The following is a 21,443-nucleotide window of genomic DNA, read 5'->3' as shown; positions in this document are numbered from 1 at the left end:
AATAATCAGAATAAAATCAAGAGGAAAATACATGAAATTTCAACAAAGTTTTTCACAAAAACAAAAACAATCGCAAAAGCTTGCTATGACGCAGTCGTTACAGCAATCGATTCAAGTTTTACAATTTTCAATTGATGAATTAGCTGAATTTGTTGAAACACAAGCGATGGAAAATCCATTAATTGAAGTTTCAGAAGCAAATTATGCGCTAACTTATTCAAAACCTCGTTCTTCTAGTGGCGAAGAATTAAATTATTTAAGTCAAATCCCCGATGATCGAATTTCATTATTTGAGTATTTACTCGATCAAGTTCATTTGAATTATCGTGATACTTTTTTACGGGATATTGTTTTATTTTTGATTGAATACATTGATTTAAACGGTTTTTTGACGATTGATTTAGCAGAAGTGGCAAAAAAAATGCAAGCTACAAAAATTCAAGTCTTAGATGCGTTGACTTTACTACAACAATTAGATCCAGCAGGCGTCGGGGCCCGCAATTTACAAGAATGCTTAATGTTACAAACAGAGCGGGATGATACCGCGCCTAATTTAGCATATCTTATTTTAGAAGAACACTTTGAAGAACTGGTCAATCGTAAATGGCCTGAATTAGCCAAAAAACTAATAATCCCGATCAGTGAAGTTCAAGAAGTATTTGACTATATTCAAACGCTAACCCCCACTCCTGGTGCTAGCTTTGGTACAACAGATGGCCTTTATATTATTCCTGATTTAACTGTTAAAGTGAGTGCCAGTGGCAAAATTAAGATCTCCAGCAATCGTCGCGGCATGCCAGAGATGCATTTTCAACAAAGCTATTTTGACCAGATGACTAAAAAAGCCGATGATGAGACTAAAAAATATTTAAATGAAAAGAAACAAGATTTCGAATCACTAAAAAAGATGGTCCAACAGCGTGGCGATACGATTTTACGGGTAGGACAAGCAATTATTACTCACCAACAAGCGTTTTTCTTAGATGAACAGCGCCCAATCAAGCCTTTAATTTTAAAAGATATCGCCGAAGAATTAGAAATTCACGAGTCCACTGTCAGTCGAGCTGTGAATGGGAAATATTTAGAAACAGATTTTGGCATCTTTGAATTAAAACACTTCTTTAGCCAAAAAGTTGGCATTCAAAATGAAAGTGGCGAAGATTTGTCCACCGATAATGTGAAATCCCGTTTACAAACTCTAGTCGCAGAAGAAGACAAAAATAAACCATTATCTGATCAAAAATTAGTTGATTTACTAAAAGCTGAAGGAATTGAAATTTCCCGCCGTACAGTCGCTAAGTATCGCGATGCTTTAAAAATCCCCAGCTCTAGTAAACGCAAACGCTTTGACTAGTCTCACATCTTATTAAAAGAGCCCCTGTGCATTTAGATTTTCTTTTAAGAAGATCTAAAGCGCAGGGGCTTTTACATTTTTATTCGTTTGGTTTTCTTTCCGGACTTACCCACGTCCCACTACCATATCCCATAATTGTTTTGATGGCGGGAATTAATGTCGTTAAAATCGTTAACGCGTTCATCATCCAATACAAGAGCATATAAAATGGCGCAAAAATAAAGTAACGCAATTTTCTACCCTTGTCATCGATAAATAAGGCAGCGCCAAGTTGTAAAAAGCCTGCTACCATTTGGAAATTAACAAAGATAAAAGCCATCGCGAACATATGGAAAATCCGTTCATAGTTTTGAGTTACAAGAAAATACAATAGTGTTATCACAAAGATTAAACTTGAGAACCAAAAGAAAAGTGACCAGAGAATACTTAATGTTTGATCGACAAACATCACCAACTGATTAAAGTGCTTAAACGGATGTAAGGCAATTTTAGGAAAATTGGTTAACCATACTTCTGTACCACCTTTTGCCCAGCGCTTACGTTGGCGGTAAAGCATTGAAAGTGTATCTGGCACCATCATATAAAACATAATATCTGGCGCAAAAACCGGTACCCAGCCTAAGAGTTGCTCGTCCCAAGCAATACTAATATCTTCTGTGGCGCGATCTTGGCGAAATAATCCCGCATCTAACAGTGCTGTTTTCCGATACATCGTATTAGCACCACTAAAAGCATACATTGTATTTAATGTTCCTTGTTGACTACGCTTAATTACCCCAACAATACTTGAAAATTCCACCGTCTGTGCTTTTTCAATAATTTTCGAACGATTTAAAACGTCCATGTTACCAGTAACAGCACCAATATTATCATCGTTTGAAGTCTTAAAATAATTAATATATTTGCCTAGTGCATCGGGTTCAGGAATTGTATCCGCATCATTACTTAAAATAAATTCACCATTACAAAAAGCAAAGCCAATATCAAACGCGTGGGCTTTTCCTTTATTTTTTTCAATCGTAATCACCCGTAAACGTTCCTCTCGTGCAGCTAGGTCGGCTAGAATTTGAGGTGTTTTGTCCGTTGATCCGTCATCTACCACGATTACTTCATAATTTGAATAATTTAATTCATGAAGTAAATAATGTAACGTTTTTTCGATTACAGCTTCTTCATTATGGGCTGGTACCATAATGGAGACACAGGGTTGATCTAAAGGAACAATTTCTTTAAAGTCTAGTTTCTGATAGCGAAATAAAAAACGATAACTTACTACTCCAATAAACCACATGAACGCACCTAAAATTGGATAAGTAAAAAGGACAAATAAAACAACATTTACAATAAAATCGAGATATGTATTACCCGTTTGCAGAAGTTTCATCTACTTCCCTCCTTTTTTTAAAATCGCATCTAATTCTTCTTTAGTAATATTTTTTTCCGGTGGCACCGAATACGTTTTTTCAGTTGCCCGTTTTTCAAACGAACCAAAACGTTCCGTGTAAAACTGATCCAAAGCGCGTCTTTTTGTTAACATTGCATCAAAGTCATAAGTAAATTTCTGACTGTACTTATCTTTTATACGCCGATTGCTCCGCAAGGTCATCAGCACAGTAAAAATAGTAGCTGCGATAAAAAATAGCACAAAGACTTTTAATAAAAAGTAAAACGTATCAATACCTTCTTGATAATGCCAAACAGGATTCACGTTTTTATGATGGCGTAACAATGTCGAAGTTACCGTCCAATAAACAGGAATCACGACTCCCAGCCAAGCAATTATAGTCAGCACGATCGTACGTAATTTTAGCCAAAAGTGACCTTTTTCAAAAAATTTGTCCTCAAAAACCGTATTTTCGTCTTTTTTAGCTGCTGTTTCTGACTTCACTGTTTCTTTTTCTTCATTCACAAGCATTCCCTCCTTTCATTTTAGTATTTCGTATGGAATAAAAATTTGCAAATTAAACGGGTTTTGTTACATTAAAATTCCTTTTTGCTATAAAAAATAGCACTCCACAAAAGTTAGCGTTTTGGTCTAACTTTTGTGGAATGCTTTAAAATAAATTTTTCTTTTTGCTAATTTTATTACTCGTCTTCATCATCGTCATCAAAGTCATCTAAATCATCGTCATCATCGATAATGGTTAGATCTTCTTCGATGTTTCCAGGGACTTCTTCTTCGTCATCAGAATTATCGTCGGCGCCAATTTCTTGTAAGTCGCTGTTGTAAGCTGAGATTTCTTCATCGTCTTCATCATCATCGTCATACAATTCTTTGTCGTCTTCTTCATCTTCTGGATCAGCGTCTTCTGGATCATCATCGTTATAGTCGATCGCATCTTCATCGTCGTTAATAAAGGCATTAACCTTTTTACGTTTACGTTTGCGTGGTGTGTCTTCTTCGTCTTCATCAAGACCATGAGACAATTCTTCGTCAATTGAATCAATTGCATACCATGAACGCAAGCCCCAACGATTCTCACCTAATGAGATAAAGCTGCCGTCAATGTTTAAATCGGTATAAAATTGGGCCAATGAATCACGAATTTCGCTGTCAGATTTACCCAAATAGGTTTGAATTTGGTTTACTAAATCTGAAAACTCCATTACGTCGCCCTTTTGCTCTAAAATCGCATGAGCCACTTCGATCATGGACAACTCGTTTTTGTTTGCCCCTTCAAATACTGTAATTTCCAAAATAGGACACGTCCTTTCGCAGTCTACGCTTTATCATACAAAAATGTTTTGAAAAAATCAATTTATTTCGCAAAATTATGCTGTGAAATCTAAGCTAATTTGATATTCTCCAACTCGTTCGTCTGCCATGTACAAGTCATAGTCAATAAAAATAGTCCCAGAGGTTGGGCGATCTTTTAAACTAATGTGTAGATTTCGTGTAAATGTGCCAAAGTACATTACCCCATAAGGCGTCGTATAGCTAGTTTCTAATTTTTTCTTATAATCAAATTTTAAACGCAACCGCATTTCCCCTGAACGTGTCAATTGCACGGTTCCATCTGGCATAATCTTAATAATAACAGGAATTTTTTCCCCATTTTCTTGTACTTCTTGATAGCGAATATACAGTTTATCCCCAATTGTTACCAATTGTCCCGGCAACTCAAAACTAAAATCTTGTACTTCATGATGTTGCTTTACTTTTGTTTTCAGATGGATTGAAACCGGTACGCCATTTTTTAAATCCATTGTTGTATCCTCCACTTCCCACAGTCATTGTAAAAAAGTATTTTAAAAAGCCACGATACTTTTCACCTTTAGTTTCATTCTTCACAGTTTTGCCTCTTTTGTCAAACATTGCGTCTATCTTGAGGCCTTCTGTTATTTTTTCAAGTCTTTTTCGTATATAATGAAAGAAAAGTGGAATATTTTTTCTGCTATTAAAAGTTTGTCACAAAAGTCTCCTACTTTTAGCACTTTTTTAAGATGACAACAAAACTAGATATTTAGGAGTTAAGTTATGAATTTAAGTTTAGATCAACCGATTTATGCCAATCAACAGGCTCTTTTGCCTTTTGCCTTAACCGATGTCTTAATAGAAGCCGTCAGTCAGGCCAACCAGCCGCTGCTGCATTTTTGGCAACTGGAAAACACCATGATTTTAGGTATGAAAGATACTCGTGTTTTAAACCTAAAACAAGGAGTAGCTCACCTGCAAAAAGCAGGTTATCCGCCAGTAGTGCGCAGCGCCGGTGGCTTGGGTGTTATAAGCGACGCGGGTATATTAAATATTTCGCTTTTAATTCCCCAAGGTGAACATACCACAAGTTCTGCTTATGAAATGATGTATCACTTAACTAAACTAGCTTTTCCCGAACTTATTATTACGCCTGGTGAAGTTTTTGATTCTTATTGTCCGGGAAGTTATGACTTAAGTTGTAACGGAAAAAAAATCGCTGGTATTGCCCAACGAAAAATTAAAGCAGGAATCGCTGTTATGATGTACTTAAGCGTTACTGGCTCGCAACTTACCCGCGGGGAAGTTGTGAGAGATTTCTATTTAACAAGTTTATCAGAAAAATTTGGCCAAGATGGCTATCCGCCGGTAAACCCCACCAGTATGACCACTGTGACTGCGGTCATGGGAGAAGAAGTTTCCATTGTAGAAACAAAGAAACGCTTTTTAAACGCCTTTAGTGAGCTTACAAATGATACAATCAGTTCTATTAATAGTCGTGATTGGCTGAATGAAGCAGATCGACTTGCTACTTATAAAGACAAACTCAGTCACATGATTACCCGCAATCAAATTCTTGATACACTCTAGCTATTCAAATGTAGCTTGTAACTTAAAAACTCACCAACCAAAAGGAGGAACACGATGATGACTTTATATAAGGATCAAAAATTGCCAATTGAAAAAGTTTTTCGCGATCCTGTTCATAACTATATTCACGTTCAACACCAAGTAATTTTAGATTTAATCAACTCAAAAGAAGTGCAACGGCTAAGACGCGTAAAACAGCTGGGGACCTCTTCATTTACCTTTCATGGAGCCGAACACAGCCGTTTTTCTCATTCTTTAGGCGTTTATGAGATTACCCGTCGCATTTGTGATATTTTTGAACGAAATTTTTCGGTTTCAAAAATTGGCGCTGGTGGTTGGGATGACAATGAACGGCTTGTCGCGTTGTGCGCTGCATTATTACACGATGTCGGCCACGGGCCTTTTTCTCATACTTTTGAACATATCTTTCATACCGATCACGAAAAAATCACAGTTGAAATTATCACCTCGCCTGAAACTGAGGTTTATCAAATTTTAAATAAAGTCGCAGCAGGTTTTCCTGAAAAAGTTGCCAGTGTCATTACCCATGACTATCCCAACCCCCAAGTTGTCCAAATGATTTCTAGTCAAATTGATGCCGATCGGATGGACTATTTGTTACGGGATGCTTATTTTACCGGCACTGAATACGGTACTTTTGATTTAACTCGTATCTTGCGGGTCATCCGTCCTTATGAAGGTGGTATCGCCTTTTCAATGAATGGGATGCATGCGGTGGAAGATTACATTGTTAGTCGTTATCAAATGTATGTTCAAGTCTATTTCCACCAAGTTTCCCGGAGTATGGAAGTCTTATTGGAACATCTATTAAATCGTGCCCATGAACTTTATAACGAAAATTCAGATATATTCCAACAACACTCACAACTATTAATTCCCTTTTTAAAAGAAGACTTTACTTTAGCCGATTACCTGAAGCTTGATGATGGTGTTTTAATCACTTATTTTATTCAGTGGGTGGATGAAGACGATGCGATTTTAAGTGACTTAGCTAATCGCTGGTTATCGCGAAAACCATTAAAATCGGCAAAATTTAAAGAAAATCAAACTGCTTTAATTGAAAAACTATGTAAATTAGTCGAAGAAGTCGGCTACAATCCCAAGTACTATACCGCCATCAATTCCAGCTATGATTTGCCTTATGATTTTTACCGGCCAAAATCTGGTGTCCATCGTACCCAAATCGAATTGCAACAAAAAGATGGCACCTTAGTGGAACTTTCAAAAGTCAGCCAACTTGTTGCCGCCTTAGCTGGCCAAAAAACTGGCGATCATCGCTATTACTTTCCAAAAGAAATGGTCGATCGTACTTTACAAGATAATTATGATTTATTTAGCGAAACCTATGCTGAATTTGCCCGCCATATTAAAAATGGTGAATTAGTAGAATAACTGCATTAATTTAACTCCCTTTACTTCACTACTAGAAAAGGGAGTTTTCTTTTAGTAGAATAGAACACGTATCTTGTCACTTTAAGACAATTTCAGTAGCAAAAATAAATAAAGTGATTCATTTTAGGAGGATTTTCATGAGTATCAAACTAGTTGCAATTGATATTGACGGCACTTTACTCGATAGTGCTGGTCAATTAAGTGAAGGCGTCAAAAAAGCACTACAAGAAGCCAAACAAAAGAACATCCGCATCGTTTTATGCACCGGTCGTCCCCTTCCTGGTGTAACAGAGTATTTAAAGGCACTAGATTTATTAAGTGCTGACGATTATGTGATTACCTATAACGGCTCGTTGGTGCAAAACGTTGCTACCCAACACACTGTTTTTTCAGCCAACTTAACGAAAAATGATTATTTAAAAATCAATTATATCGCTCAAAAATTAGGCGTCCATTTCCATGTTTCAGGAGTCGATGCCATTTTCACAGCCAATCGCAATATCAGTCCATATACGGTTCACGAATCAACGTTGGTTCACATGCCCATTAAATATCGTACTTCCGATGAAATGATCCATAACGATTACGAAATGATTAAAATGATGATGATTGATGAACCCGAAATTTTAGATCATGCCATTACCCAACTACCAGCTGAATTTAAAGAACAATATAATATTGTAAAAAGCGCTCCTTTTTATTTGGAAATCTTACACAAAGGTGCCAATAAAGGTATTGCCTTAAAAAAACTAGCCGAACACTTAGCAATTGAACAGGCAGAAGTAATGGCAATTGGCGATAATGAAAATGATATGGCAATGTTGGAATACGCTGGAATTGGCGTTGCCATGCAAAACGCCGTGGAAAAAACTAAAGCCGTTGCTGACTATATTACCACGGCTTCAAACGACGAAGACGGGGTTAAAGAAGCTATCGAAAAATTCTGCTAATAAAAAATGTTGCCTCCGGTATTAAACACCATTAAAAGTAATAGCTTTACAAGCAATAAACTATAAAAAAATGCGACCAAAAAACAAATGATGTTTTCTGGTCGTGTTTTTAGTTGTTTTGATAATTTTTAGGCGCTTTGAACTTTTCTTTGGGTTTTAAAAATTTTGCTAATAAAAAAGCATAGCAAAAACTAAAGACAACACCGATTAAAACGGATTTGCCGCCATAAACGAGAAAACCTAATAATAAAACGACAAAATTTAAATTACGGATAATGGTCGCTAATTGAAATTTGGGTCTTTTTTGTTGAATAATTAAAGCTACAACATCCATTCCAACTGTCGATGCTGTAGCTGACAAACAAAAGTAGTATCCTGCTGCGATAAAAAGACACGCCAAACTAAAATCGACGATAAAATTTACGGATAAACGCAGTGGCAAATTTGAAAAAAAGGAGAAAAAACTAAGGTAACAAATGCTACTAAAAAACGATTTAACTAATAATTCTTTACCCAAATAACAAAAACATAAAATTAACAACAATACTGTGATCAAATTCGTTAAAAAGACGTGATCTATTCCCAGTAATTTACTACAAACCAGGGCTAAACTCGTGACGCCGCCATTAATAATTTTGTGGGGAACCATCCATTTTGCATAGGCGATTGCCAGTAAACTATTGCCAAACAAAATTTTACTGATTTTCCTCCATTCGCTTTTGAATAACACACTTTCTTGCATCTGCACTCACTTTCTACTCTTAGATAAACATCCCTTAATTAAAGGAAGACATTTGCGTTTTAATGATTTTCCCCCCCGCTCTATTTTCCTGACTCTTCTTGTTCATATCGAGCTTATCTTTTTTCTACATTATTTATCTAACCTTAAAAAATTACCTCATAACCATCATATGCGACCTGAAACCCTGCAGATGCAACTAACGTCTCCATTTCACCATGAGTAAGTTGACTATTATGGGAAAAGTGACTGCAAGTAAAAATAGTTTTTTCATCCACTAAGCCTAATTGGGCTAATCGAGCTTTTGTCCTTAAATTATTGGGAAAGCCCATATGGTTATGAACAGTATCATTGTTTTGGCTATTACAATCTAGCGAGACATAATCAAAATAGGAACCATTTTTTGCTAAATACTCCCATGTTGCTAAAGGAAACTCTCCTGTATCATGTGCATAAAGCATATTTTTTAAGCCGTCAGAAATAGCATAAATGAGACAATTTTCCCGCGGATCATGATCTGCAATTAATGGGGTAATTTGATAGTTTTCAATTTGAAAAGGTTCAAAAGCCTGAATCAAATGAAATTGGATGCGTTCTTGCTCTTTATAACCTTCTAAATCAAAGACACGCTCTAAAAATGATGCAACCATTTCATTGCCGTATACGTTTAATGTTGCTGGCGTATTTTTCACATAACCACTTAAGCGCAACACCAAATCTTCGGGATAAAAATGATCAGAATGACTATGGGTAATTAAGAGATGCTCGAGGTGGTATAAATCATAACGATAAGTTAAATAGTGCCAATAGCTATCTGCTGGCCAATCAATCATTAAAAAATCATCAACTAGCGATTGGCAACGACTACGAAGATCTTTCCCACCATTTTTGAGCGCTTTTTTGCATAAATCACACTGGCAATAAAGTGCCGGTACCCCTTCAGCTGCTGCGGTACCAAAATATTGTAATTTCATCTTTATCTTTACTCCTTAATTCAACCATCTCATTAACATGTAAAAAACGAATCTTTTCTCATTAACTAAGAAATAACATTTACTTAAATATTCTCGCTATTCGTGATTAAAGCCGTTGTTTAAAATCACATCTGCCATCCAAAAACTTGAACTTTTAGGGGTACGTTTAAAATGATCATCCAGCTCAACCCGATAATAACCATAGCGATTTTTATAAGCGTTCAACCAACTCCAACAATCAGCAAAAGTCCATAAATGATAGCCAAAACATGGCGAACCGTCGTTAATTGCCCGCTGTAACGCGATTAAATGTTCTTTGATAAATGCGATACGATACGTATCCTCAATTACCCCTTCACTATTTGTAAAGCGCTCTTCATCAGATACTCCCATGCCATTTTCAGAAACAAACCACGGAATATTTTGATAACTATTTTTTAAACGCATCGCAATATCATATAGCCCAGTCGGATAAATTTCCCAACCACGATGCGGGTTAATACGTTTTTGGGGCCAATCGTAACCGTTAAACAAATCCCGCGGTTCACTAATAGGACAATGAGCATTTTTTGGGGCTTGTACGCGTAACGGTTGATAATAATTACAACCTAAAAAATCAACGGTATTATTGGCAAAGATTTCTTTATCATTTTGGGCAGTAACAGGTAATAAATCTGCTTCTTTTAATAACGTCACCAGTTCTTTAGGAAATCGTCCGTAAACAGCTACATCTAAAAAACTACGAATATAAAGTAAATCTGCCCACTGCGCAGCCTCTTGATCGGCTTTTGCTTCACTTTTGGCATAAACCGGTGATAAATTTAAAATAATTGCAATCTTACCATCCCCATGAATACTTTTGCGATATTCAGCAACAGCTTTGGCATGAGCTAATAATGTGTGGTACCCCACTTGTAAAGCCCGTTTAAAATCCCTTACTTTGGGCCAATGCGCATTGCCAAAATAGCCACATTCAATATGAACAAGAGGTTCATTAAACGTCGCCCATTTTTTTACTAAATCTCCAAACTGTTCAAAAGCAACGCGGGCGTAATAGGCAAAATGTTCAACAGATTCTCGTGCTTCCCAACCACCTTTTTCCATTAGCCACCACGGCATATCAAAGTGAAACAAATTTACAATGGGTTCGATGCCATTTTCAATTAATTCAGTAAAATAATTGCGATAAAAGCGCACGGCTTTTTTATTTAATGTTTTGCCATCTGGTAATAAGCGAGTCCAAGCAATTGAAGTCCGAAAAGAATTTAAATGCATGGCTTTCATATTAGCGACGTCTTCTTTGTAGCAATAATACGTATTGGATGTATCTTTTGGTCCCACCCCGTCATAAAAAAGTTCCGGTTCCATTTCAAACCACTTGTCCCATGTAGAAGGACTTTTCCCATCAAGTAAAGCTGCTCCTTCTGATTGTGGCGCAGAAGTCGCTGCTCCCCATAAAAAATCTTTTGGAAATTGATACATTTTTTTCCTCCTCCAATCAGTAAAAAAAATAGTTGTCAAATCGAAAAGGGCTGCGACAAAAGACTTGTCACAGCCCTTTATTAGCTATAAACGGCATTTTTAAAAGAGCTTTTTAGCTAAATCAGATTCCTTAAAAAATAGTTTCTCTCTGTTAGACAAATGGGTATCTGATTTTTGTAAAAGGTAATTTTGCTATACCGAGCACCTTTTTTTGCAAGTTTTACTCAGCTTTTGCCCAGCGATCGTATGCTTGTTGATAAACTTTCACATAGTTATCAACGTCCATGCCTTTTAGATTTTTCACATATTTATCCCAGTTATCTAAGCTTTCCACACCGGTAATAAATTTGGCTTCCATTTGTTCCACATAAGTTAAAATGTCAGTGCTAGTAGTTGCGATTTGATCTGTTTCTTCTTTAGTCATATACACAACTGGGAATGGCACTTCTTCATAAGGCGTTACTTTTGCTTTAGTTTCTTTTTCTTGGAATTCAGACCAAATGCTACGAGCTGGTGCATCTGCGGTTTCTCTAATTGAAGTAACGTAGTCGTTTTGTAAACCTGGTGTTACTAAGCCATAGTCAATCCCGATTTTACCGCGATCTTCTTCCATTTTTTGTTTATCTTCTCCGACATAAACGCGGACTTTTTCACCATCTTTATTGGTTTCATATTGCCAAAATGCGCCTTCTGGACCATTACCTGCTAAATCAGCGCCTTCTTCTGTATACAAGTAATCTGCCCAACGAATTGCAGCTTCAGGTGATGGACATTTTTTAGTAATCGCAAAAGTACCGGTACCAACCCGTGGATGCCCTGGTGCTAGTGGTGTATCTTGAATATCAGAAGTTATTTGTTGGAACATTGGATCATTTAAAGCATCTGCTGGATTTTTACCTGTAGCCATGTAAGAAGCATATGCACTAAACAAACCAACTTTATCTGTTTCAGTGTTACCTTGGAATTGATCAGGTGATTGTGAGAAGACTTCTTTATCCAATAAACCTTCAGAATATAGTTTGTTCATAAAAGTTAAATATTCTTTATAGTCTTTTGACATCGCAGCAAACCGAACTTTGCCGTCTTGTTCTTCAATTGTTTGTGACTTCATTCCAAATGCTGGTAGTAACCAAGTCCGAATAATTAACAATTTGTTACCATCTGATAATGGAATTTCATCTTGTTTGCCATTCCCATTTGGATCTTCTGTTTTAAAACGTTTCAATAATGTATATAGTTCGTCTGTATTTTTTGGTAATTCTTTTACGCCAAGTTTTTCTAACCATTCTCCGTTATACCAAAGTGGTGAAATATAAAGAGGATTTGATGTTTCTTCAGGATATAAGCGTGGTAGTGAATAAATATGACTATCTGGCGCTGTAATCGATTTTTTAAATTCTGGATTTTCTTCCAAAATTTTATTTAAATTCGGTGCGTGTTCTTTAATTAAATCTTCTAAAGCTAGTAAATTTCCTTGTGCCCCTTGATCAGACTGAACTGAATTTTTCAATAGTGATGATCCTGCTCCAAAGATAACATCTGGTAATTCATCTGAAGCAAAAGCCAAGTTTAATTTGGTTTCAAAGTCGGTTTGGGGTGGTGTAATATAGTCAAAATCAATATTCGTTAAGTCTTCTAAAGCTTTGGCTGCGGCTAAATCTTCCCATTCAGTTTTAGTTAGTCCCGGAGCCATCATCGTCATTTTGATTTTCTCTTTAACAATTGGCATACCTTTTTCTTCAACTTTAATATTTTCTTTTTGCGTGGCAGAACCTTCTTTACTCCCACAAGCAGCTAATAAAGATGTTGCCATTAATAATGACGCGATTAACACATATTTCTTTTTCATTTCATTCCCTCACTTTAAAAAATTTATATTTTGACGGTTAGCCTTTTAGTGAGCCAACCATTACGCCCTTCACAAAGTAACGCTGTAAAAACGGATAAATCATAATAATCGGCAATGTCGATACAATCATGACGCCGTATTTAATCACGGCTGCTAATTGTTGTTTACTAAAGGCCACTTCAGCCGCCGCAGAACTCATAGCCGCACCTTCTTTTGCCATGTCAGAATTAACCAGTATTTCTCTTAAAACAAGTTGCAATGGGTACATAGATTTATCAGTGAAATAAATCAATGCGCTAAAGTAACTGTTCCAATGAGCTACGCCACAAAATAATCCCATTACGGCAATGATTGGCATAGAAAGTGGTAAGATAATACGGAAAAATAATTGAAAATCTGTACAGCCATCAATTAACGCCGCTTCTTCCATCTCTCTTGGAATGGTACTTTGGAAAAAAGTTCTAGTAATGGCGATATTGTAAACAGAAACCGCACCTGGTAAAGTAATGGCCCAAACTGTATCAATCATCCCTAAGTTTTTAATTAATAAATAACTTGGAATTAAGCCACCACCAATAAACATTGGCACCATCAAAAATTTCATAAATAAATTACGACCGTAAAATTCTGGTCGCCCCATTGCATAAGCACAAGGAAGCGTTAATGCCAAATTAATAAATGTTCCAATGGCGGTATATTTAATCGTATTCCAATATCCTTGCCAAATCGTGTCATAACCTAAAATCGTTTTATACCCTTCCCAAGTGATATTTTTTGGTAACAACCACATTTCACCGGAATTGACCGCTGTTGGACTCGAAATTGAGGCACTTACAACATAAATTAACGGATATAAAACCAGAAATAGTGCTAAGGCAATAAATAAGTAGACGACGCCCATAAAAAGTCGATCTGTTTTAGATACACTAATAGTTTTTGTATTCATCTGCTTGCTCCTTTTCTACCACAAACTTGTTTCGCTGACTTTACGGGATATTTTATTGACTACAATTAATAAAAACGCATTAATTGCAGCATTAAAAAGTCCCACCGCTGATGCATAACTATATTGGGCATCTAATAGACCTTGTTTGTAAACAAAAGTCGCAATAACATTGGATGAATCCATATTTAAAGCATTTTGCATTAATAGAATTTTTTCATAGCCCAAAGACATCAAGCTACCGACATTCATAATTAGTAAAATAACCATTGTCGGAATAATCGTCGGAATGTTGATATAAAAAACGCGTTGTAAACGTGTGGCACCATCCACTGTCGCAGCCTCATGAAGCTGTGTATCTACACCAGACAAAGCTGCTAAATAAATCACAGAACCCCAACCTGTCCCTTGCCAAACACCAGATAAAACATAAACTGTTTTAAACCAGCGGGGATCATTCATAAACGCAATTCGCTCAAAACCTAAAAAGTCTAATAAGTGGTTAATAATCCCGGTGGAAGGAGTTAAAAAGGCAATTAACATCCCGCAGACAACTACGACTGAAATAAAATTCGGTGCGTACGTAACAGTTTGCGTGAATTTTTTAAAGCGACTATCTTTTAGCTCATTTAAAGCTAAAGCCAAAATAATTGGTAAAGGAAAGCCAACTGCTAAAGAATATAAGCTAATCCCTAACGTATTTTTAAGTAAATCCCAAAAGTAATACGATTCAAAGAAACGTTGAAAATGTTTGAACCCAACCCACGGGCTACCCCAAATTCCTAATGAAGGAATAAAATCTTTAAACGCAATGATTACACCGTACATCGGAATATAAGAAAAAATAAGGACGACGATAAAAGCTGGTAAGACGAATAAGTACAACTGACGTCCTGTATAAAATTTTAATTTTATTTTTTCCCAGCGTGTCTTCTCTTGCTTCTTTTTTAAAAGCTCTCTTGATGATAATTCCATTTCTAGTCCTCCTTGTTTTTTGATTATCGTGATCTGTTGTTTTTATCTAATCATGTATCCGCTTTCTTAGCAATGTGTGGATTTTTTTCAATGTGTGATAATTTCAATTCCTATCATACCAACCTTTGGTAGTTCAATATCTTTCACATTTAGATAAGCGTTTTCATTTTCGTGATAAATTTTAAGTCGTACACCTGTTTTCATATCGACTAGTTGATCTGTTATTTGGGCTTTAATTTCATTTAAATAGATTCTTTTTGGTAACTGGTTGATACTGCAAAAAGCGAAATGTCTTGTTTCATCTTTAGCATATGTTAGTTGCCAAGGACTAATCTTTCCTTCGACTTTAGCGCGTGTTTCATAAATGCCATGACCATATATTTTAAGCCAATTACCAATATCATTTAAAATCGCAGTTTCTTCTTTAGTAAAAGTTCCTTCTGGAGTAGGTCCAACGCCTAAAATTAAATTGCCCCCTTTGGCTACTACTTCTACAAATGTTTCAATTAATTCTTGGCTAGATTTAAAGGTGTCACTTGGGACATACCCCCAATCATTCCCAATCGGAATATTACTTTCCCACGGCTTATTAGGAATTTCTGCATAACTTGGAATTTTTCGTTCCGGGGTAACATAATTTTCATGCCGTCCCCCCATCATGCGATCAACGATAATCAATTCCTCTTGTTGCTCACGAGCAATTTCAGCCAATTGATCCATATCTAAATCTTCTTTTCCTTGACCACACCACCCAGCATCAAGCCACAATAAATCTACTGTTCCATAATTATGGGTAATTTCATGAATCTGGCGGTGGACAAATTCTTTATAGCGCGCCCAAATTTCAGGATGCGCTGTTGGATCATAACTTGCCGTACGTCCTTTTATCGTCTCATCGTCTAACCAATAAAAAGGCGAGTACCAATCTGCTTTGGAATAATAAGCGCCTATTGCCATTTCTTCAGCCCGAAAAGCCTCAAAAACTTCCTTTAAAATATCGCGTTTAAACGGACTCAATTTCCCACCTATTTTATATTCGCTTTCCATTGTATTAAACATATTAAAGCCATCGTGATGTTTCGTCGTAAAAATACAATATTTAAAACCAGCTTCTTTACATGTTTTCGCCCACTTTTTGGCATCTAGCTGGGTAGGGTTAAATTTTGAAATTAAGTTCCAATAGTCCAGTTGCAGTTGTTTAAAGTCTTGCCGAAACGCGCGCCCTGTTCTAGCCCATTCATCTTTTTGCGATAATTGCCACGATTCAACAATCCCCGCTTGCGCATAAAGACCGTAATGAAAAATGACACCTAATTTCAAATCCTGAAACCATTCCAATCGTTTTTTTAACATCTCTGTTTCAGGATAAATATTATGATCAATGACATCACTATTTTTAGCTACTTCAATATCGCCTCTAATTACTGTCACGTTAATACTCCTTTCAATTTTGTTTTTAAGTTTTGTTTGCTCTTTTCTCTTTTAATGTAGCGGTAAATATTAAAGCTAACAATATGTAAAACAAAAGCGGATATGTAAACGCATTCTTTTTGCAAATTTGATTTAAGAGCTTGATTTTTTAGCATTTGGTAGAATGTGTAAGTTTTTACCTCAGCATGTATTTTAGATAAACCCCTATTTTACAACCTTTGTAAGTGCTATCATTTTTTTATAAGAAAATTGTACTTTGCTATTTTTAATACGATGGAGGCATAACAATGGAAAAAAAACAAAAAGGTATGATCAAAGCAACTTATAATTTAGGCGAATTTTTAATTGCACTAGTCAAACTACAATTTTTTTGGTGGTACGGCGTTTTAAAAGGAGGCATTTTGCTAGGGGTTTTTCCTGCCACAAGTGCTGTTATTAGTCTCTTTTTTCAGTTTTTTCAAACTAAAGAATTTTCAAGTCAACTTTTTGTAGATTTCAAAAAGAGCTATCAGGTCGCCTTTAAAAAGACTAATCTTTTAGGCTTTATCCAAACATTTATCTTAGCTGTCTTGTGGTTAGATATTCGTGTTGCTGGTCAATTACTACAAAATCAGCTAATTCATCTTTTCTTACTTATCTTTTTTGTTTTTTCACTACTGGTGGGAGTCTTTTTATTTCCCGTTTATTGGCGCTACGAACTCAGCTGTTTAAATTATTTCAAACAAGCCTTTTTTTTAATGATTGCAAGTATTGTTGAAACGATTGCTATTGGTGTGGGAATTGCGGTTGCCACCGCTATTACTACAATTTTTCCCATCTTAATGTTAATTGCAGCGGTACCGCTTTTACTTTTACCAATTAGCTGGTTTTCTTTACAAGCGATGAAAAAAATTGAAGCAAATAATTGTAACGCCAAAAGCTAGTCATACTTTGAATTAAAATATTGTACATGTAACACTTCCTAACAATAAACTTAATTTTTATAAAGGATGGAAAAAAAATGAAAGTCCATTTAAGCGGAGCTAGTATTTCGCCGCTATTTTGCAACATTGTAGCTAAAAATTTGAACTGGGAACTCACTTCAAAAGAACAAAGTGATTACCAATTACAATTACAACCAGGTGAGCACTTACAAATTTATGCCAATTTTCACAAAGCTACTTTCATTTACGGTAATTTACCGCAATTATTTCGCGCCCTCACCCTTTGGCATAATCGGTGTGGCGAGCATTTTAATTATGAAGAACAGCCTCATTTTGAAAAAATTGGTCCCTTATTAGATTTTTCCCGCAATGCAGTTATGACGGTACCTGCATTAAAAAAAATGCTCACTTTAATCGCAAAAATGGGATTAAACAGTTGTATGTTGTACTTAGAAGATACTTATGAAATAGAAGAATATCCTTATTTTGGCCATTTTAGAGGCCGATATACGCAAGCGGAATTAAAAGAATTAGATGATTTTGCTGCTATTTTGGGGGTGGAATTAATTCCAGCGATTCAAACATTAGCCCATCTTAGTAACCCGTTACGTTGGAATTACGCCCGCAAGCTAAAAGATACTTCCGACATTCTTTTAGTGGATGATAAAAATACTTATTTATTGATTGAAAGTATGATTAAAACTTGTGCAAATTCTTTTCGCTCAAAACAAATTCACATTGGTATGGATGAAGCCCACCAATTAGGTCTGGGCCGCTATTTAAAACAACATAGTTTAGAAGATCCCTTTAGCATTATGTCTAAACACTTAAATAAAGTCATTCCTATTTGCGAAAAATATGGCTTAGAGGCAATGATGTGGAGTGATATGTTCTTTCGGATTGGTAGTAAATCTGGAGACTATTATGATCCTGAAGTTCATTTCCAAAAAACATTGGTGCAAAATATCCCAAACGTTGCCATGGTCTATTGGGATTATTATCACCATGAAGAAAAAGATTATCTTACAAATTTTAAAAATCACAAAAAATTAGCAAAACCCGTAATTTTTGCAAGTGGCGTTTGGACTTGGAATGGCTTAGCGCCAAACTATGGCAAGTCGATTGCTACTCTTAGCGCGGGCCTTAGCGCTGCTAAAAAGCAACAAATTAAACAAGTCTACGCTACGTTATGGGGTGACGATGGCCAAGAAACAGCGCATATTGCCGCACTTTTAGGCCTTCAGTATTTCGCCGAAGCACAATATACAAAAAGCCCTAGTCAACAATTAGTAGAAAAACGATTTAAACTTTTTCATAGGCAAACAGCTCATGACTATCTACTTCTAGATAGCTTTGATCAAACACCAGGCGTGGCAAAAAATAATCCCGGTGGTTCCAATGTTAGTAAATTGCTTCTCTATCAAGATCTGCTTTTTGGGCTTTATGAAGAAACGTTACAGCCCTATGATTTAAAAAACTGGTATAAAAACTTAGCTAGAACTTTAAAAACTGTTCAGCCAACCACCGTAAGTGCTACTTTATTTGCTTACTACCAGCAACTTGCAAACGTCTTAGCTAAAAAGGCAACGATTAATACTGCAACTCTTTTGGCGTACCAACATCACAATGATGAGGAATTGAAACAGAGTATTTTACAGCTAAAAGAATTGGTTTTATCACTAGAAAAACTCCATCTAGCCCATCGCGATTTATGGTTTGAATGGTACAAACCTTTTGGCTGGGAAATTTTAGAGTTACGTTATGCAGGATTAATAAAACGCTGTCAAACGGCAATTTGGCGTATAGAACAATATGTAACAGGAAAAATTAACACGCTTGAAGAACTCAATGCACCAAGATTACCTTTTGACGGACCTTATCCATTAGATCCTGGCACGATTGGCCGTAACCTCTTTTATGGCATCTATTCTGCTAGTAAGTTATCTGACGTATAAAAATTTTACAAAAATTAGAAAGGCAGTGTTGTTATGAATAAAAGTTATCGCAAACTTATTTTAACTCTTATTATCTTGTCAGGCGTTATTTTCTTCTATGTTTTTCCCCATCAAAAGGCAGCAGAAGCTATTATTACGCCATCAAAAGATAAGACAGAAAGTATCCAAATTACTGGTAAAATTACGGACCAAAAAGCGGCAAAAGCTGGCTTAACCTTGTTACAACAAAATCTACAAGCCGCCAATGCTAAAGATAGCACCGCTTATGCAGATACTTTAATCAAAAAAGCCCAAGCCGCTACTAAAAAAGAGATGGATAAATTTTTTGCCTCCTACGATTTACATCACGAACTGTTGAGCTTTGAGGTAATCAAACAAGAGCAAAATCAAATGGTAATTAAAGCACAACAAAAAACTATCAATCAAGGAAAAGAAAAATACCGCAACCATATCTCAGAAGCACGGCATTTATTTGTCAAAGAAGATGGTAGCTGGAAAATTAAAGAAACAAATATGGCAGACACAAGTTTCATTGATTAACATAATAGAAATGGAGTTCTCTTAAAATGACAAATTTTGCCAATTGGCCTAGTACTTACCCTGATCCCAGCTGGTTTATTCATGATCGCTTTGGCTTATTTATTCACTTTGGTTTATTTAGTGTTGGCGCACGTCATGAGTGGTTTATGACTAAAGAACAAATCGATCCAAAAGAATATCAAGCAAAATATTTCAAAAACTTTAATCCCGATTTATTTGATGCTACAAAATGGGCGCAAGCAGCTAAAGACTGTGGGGTAAAATACATGGTTTTTACCACTAAACACCACGAAGGTTTTGCACTGTGGGATTCCCACTTAACCGATTATAAAGTTACCAATACACCTTTTAAACGGGATTTTTTAGCCGAACTTTTGCCAGCCTTTCGAAAAGTAGGCATTAAAATTGGACTCTATCACTCTTTAATTGATTGGCATCATCCAGATTTTCCCATCGACGGCTTACATCCAATGCGGAATAACGAAACTTATCAAAAGAGTAATGAATTACGCCAGCTAAAAAAATATCAAGATTACTTAGCAGGCCAAGTCGAAGAATTACTAACAGATTATGGGAAAATTGATTATATTTGGTTTGATTTTTCTTATGCCCACCGCGATTGGGGCTTTGCAAAAGGTAAAGGCGCATTCGATTGGGACAGTGAGCGACTAGAGGCACTTTGCTTACAGTTACAACCCCATATTTTAATCAATGACCGGCTTGATTTAAACAGAGGCGTGACCACCCCCGAACAATTCCAACCCGACAAACCATTTATAAAAGATGGAAAATCAGTCTTGTGGGAAGCTTGCCAAACGATGTATGGCACTTGGGGTTACGATCGAGATAATTACGAATGGAAATCAAGTGAAATGTTATTAAAAATGTTAATTGATACGGTTGCTAAAAATGGGAATTTCTTAATGAATATTGGGCCGAATCCGCGGGGCGAAATTGATGACAAAACAGCACTACGCTTAAGAGAAATCGGGGATTGGATGCGACTTCATCAGGATGCTATAATCGGCTGTACAAAGGCCAACTATGAAGCACCACTTGATTGTCGTTATACGCAAAATGCAAATAAACTATATTTACACCTCTTTTCTTATCCTTATCGCAATCTGCATTTAAAAGGATTAGCAAAAGATGTTTCATTTATTCGTTTATTAAATGATGGATCAGAAATTTTTTACCGTGGTTTTGACAAAGACGAAGTCATCACTTCCACTGAGGCTATCATTGACCCTGATGATATCGTCATTACTTTACCGGTTGAAAAACCACCTGTCTTAGTTCCAGTCATTGAAATCACATTAAAAGACTAAAAAAAGCTGTGACAACTTTTTGTCACAGCTTTTTTTGCGAATAAACAATGTGAAAGAAGCAACTTCTGACTAAATATGTCAAAAATTTTAGCGCTGTGAAGAATAATTTATTAAATTATTTCTTCTATTTGCAAGTTAAACGCGTTTATTCAACTTTTTTTATTGTCGAGTTTCACAAACGAACTCTCTACGGTAATAAGTTGAAATTTCACAAAAATTTGAGTAGCATTTTTCGGAAATTCCAGCTTATTACTTGCAAGTTAAACGCGTTTATTCAACTTTTCTTATTGTCTAGTTTCACA

The 21,443-nt window shown here is 36.1% G+C and carries 19 protein-coding genes; 8 read left to right on the top strand and 11 right to left on the bottom strand.

The genetic code is table 11. From position 1 onward, the window contains the following. The first annotated feature begins 31 nt into the window (after window positions 1–31). Window positions 32–1,354: an RNA polymerase factor sigma-54 gene (gene rpoN / locus RU96_RS10550; protein ID WP_071865479.1), complete on the top strand. Its 1,323-nt coding sequence runs from the start codon at window positions 32–34 to the stop codon at window positions 1,352–1,354. Window positions 1,355–1,433: 79 nt separating this feature from the next. Here rpoN and RU96_RS10545 read toward each other — a convergent pair whose 3' ends face one another. The 4 genes from RU96_RS10545 to RU96_RS10530 all read right to left on the bottom strand — a co-directional run bounded on the left by RU96_RS10545 (window position 1,434) and on the right by RU96_RS10530 (window position 4,561). Then, on the bottom strand, window positions 1,434–2,738 hold the full coding sequence (locus tag RU96_RS10545; RefSeq protein WP_071865478.1) for a glycosyltransferase family 2 protein: 1,305 nt from the start codon (window positions 2,736–2,738) through the stop codon (window positions 1,434–1,436). Further along, entirely contained in the window at window positions 2,739–3,263 is a 525-nt protein-coding gene (locus RU96_RS10540) for a hypothetical protein (RefSeq protein ID WP_245812943.1), read from the bottom strand. It abuts the gene before it with no gap. A 176-nt stretch (window positions 3,264–3,439) separates the two neighbouring features. Next, on the bottom strand, window positions 3,440–4,051 hold the full coding sequence (gene rpoE, locus RU96_RS10535; protein ID WP_071865477.1) for a DNA-directed RNA polymerase subunit delta: 612 nt from the start codon (window positions 4,049–4,051) through the stop codon (window positions 3,440–3,442). A 75-nt stretch (window positions 4,052–4,126) separates the two neighbouring features. Next, entirely contained in the window at window positions 4,127–4,561 is a 435-nt protein-coding gene (locus tag RU96_RS10530) for a YwiB family protein (RefSeq protein WP_071865476.1), read from the bottom strand. Between the two features lie 271 nt (window positions 4,562–4,832). On the opposite strand from RU96_RS10530, the gene RU96_RS10525 reads away from it, so the two are divergent. The 3 genes from RU96_RS10525 (at window position 4,833) to yidA (ending at window position 8,002) form a co-directional block, all read left to right on the top strand. Next, window positions 4,833–5,639, top strand: coding sequence for a lipoate--protein ligase family protein (locus RU96_RS10525; protein WP_071865475.1), 807 nt, complete (start codon window positions 4,833–4,835; stop codon window positions 5,637–5,639). A gap of 54 nt (window positions 5,640–5,693) precedes the next feature. Further along, window positions 5,694–7,052, top strand: coding sequence for an HD domain-containing protein (locus RU96_RS10520; RefSeq protein WP_282956608.1), 1,359 nt, complete (start codon window positions 5,694–5,696; stop codon window positions 7,050–7,052). A gap of 137 nt (window positions 7,053–7,189) precedes the next feature. Next, the gene (gene yidA / locus RU96_RS10515) at window positions 7,190–8,002 is read left to right on the top strand and encodes a sugar-phosphatase (RefSeq protein WP_071865474.1); all 813 of its coding nucleotides are present in this window, start codon (window positions 7,190–7,192) and stop codon (window positions 8,000–8,002) included. Window positions 8,003–8,111: 109 nt separating this feature from the next. Here the strand turns inward: yidA and RU96_RS10510 are convergent, their stop codons facing one another. The 7 genes from RU96_RS10510 to RU96_RS10480 all read right to left on the bottom strand — a co-directional run bounded on the left by RU96_RS10510 (window position 8,112) and on the right by RU96_RS10480 (window position 16,395). Continuing rightward, window positions 8,112–8,744: a YitT family protein gene (locus RU96_RS10510; protein WP_071865485.1), complete on the bottom strand. Its 633-nt coding sequence runs from the start codon at window positions 8,742–8,744 to the stop codon at window positions 8,112–8,114. A 143-nt stretch (window positions 8,745–8,887) separates the two neighbouring features. After that, window positions 8,888–9,715, bottom strand: a complete 828-nt coding sequence (locus RU96_RS10505; RefSeq protein ID WP_071865473.1) for an MBL fold metallo-hydrolase — start codon at window positions 9,713–9,715, stop codon at window positions 8,888–8,890. A 96-nt stretch (window positions 9,716–9,811) separates the two neighbouring features. Further along, window positions 9,812–11,197, bottom strand: coding sequence for a glycoside hydrolase family 1 protein (locus RU96_RS10500; RefSeq protein WP_071865472.1), 1,386 nt, complete (start codon window positions 11,195–11,197; stop codon window positions 9,812–9,814). Between the two features lie 220 nt (window positions 11,198–11,417). Further along, window positions 11,418–13,046, bottom strand: coding sequence for an extracellular solute-binding protein (locus RU96_RS10495; protein ID WP_071865471.1), 1,629 nt, complete (start codon window positions 13,044–13,046; stop codon window positions 11,418–11,420). A 37-nt stretch (window positions 13,047–13,083) separates the two neighbouring features. Then, window positions 13,084–13,992: a carbohydrate ABC transporter permease gene (locus tag RU96_RS10490; RefSeq protein ID WP_071865470.1), complete on the bottom strand. Its 909-nt coding sequence runs from the start codon at window positions 13,990–13,992 to the stop codon at window positions 13,084–13,086. Between the two features lie 15 nt (window positions 13,993–14,007). Continuing rightward, complete coding sequence (locus RU96_RS10485) at window positions 14,008–14,964, bottom strand: ABC transporter permease (RefSeq protein ID WP_071865469.1); 957 nt, start codon at window positions 14,962–14,964, stop codon at window positions 14,008–14,010. 87 nt (window positions 14,965–15,051) lie between these two features. After that, window positions 15,052–16,395 carry an alpha-L-fucosidase gene (locus RU96_RS10480; protein ID WP_071865468.1) on the bottom strand — a complete coding sequence of 448 codons (1,344 nt, stop codon included), beginning with the start codon at window positions 16,393–16,395 and terminating at the stop codon, window positions 15,052–15,054. A gap of 287 nt (window positions 16,396–16,682) precedes the next feature. Here RU96_RS10480 and RU96_RS10475 point away from each other — a divergent pair, with 287 nt between their 5' ends. From RU96_RS10475 to RU96_RS10460, 4 genes are all read left to right on the top strand, one after another. Further along, the gene (locus RU96_RS10475; RefSeq protein ID WP_071865467.1) at window positions 16,683–17,318 is read left to right on the top strand and encodes a YesL family protein; all 636 of its coding nucleotides are present in this window, start codon (window positions 16,683–16,685) and stop codon (window positions 17,316–17,318) included. A gap of 77 nt (window positions 17,319–17,395) precedes the next feature. Further along, complete coding sequence (locus RU96_RS10470) at window positions 17,396–19,273, top strand: beta-N-acetylhexosaminidase (RefSeq protein ID WP_071865466.1); 1,878 nt, start codon at window positions 17,396–17,398, stop codon at window positions 19,271–19,273. A gap of 33 nt (window positions 19,274–19,306) precedes the next feature. Then, the gene (locus RU96_RS10465; RefSeq protein WP_071865465.1) at window positions 19,307–19,813 is read left to right on the top strand and encodes a hypothetical protein; all 507 of its coding nucleotides are present in this window, start codon (window positions 19,307–19,309) and stop codon (window positions 19,811–19,813) included. A gap of 26 nt (window positions 19,814–19,839) precedes the next feature. Beyond that, on the top strand, window positions 19,840–21,141 hold the full coding sequence (locus tag RU96_RS10460) for an alpha-L-fucosidase (RefSeq protein WP_071865464.1): 1,302 nt from the start codon (window positions 19,840–19,842) through the stop codon (window positions 21,139–21,141). Window positions 21,142–21,443 lie beyond the last annotated feature (302 nt).

The organism is Enterococcus canintestini (genome assembly GCF_001885735.1).
GTDB classification, from domain to species: Bacteria; Bacillota; Bacilli; order Lactobacillales; family Enterococcaceae; genus Enterococcus_C; species Enterococcus_C canintestini.
Note: the sequence above shows the minus strand (reverse complement) of the source record. Positions and strands in the feature narration are given on the sequence as shown.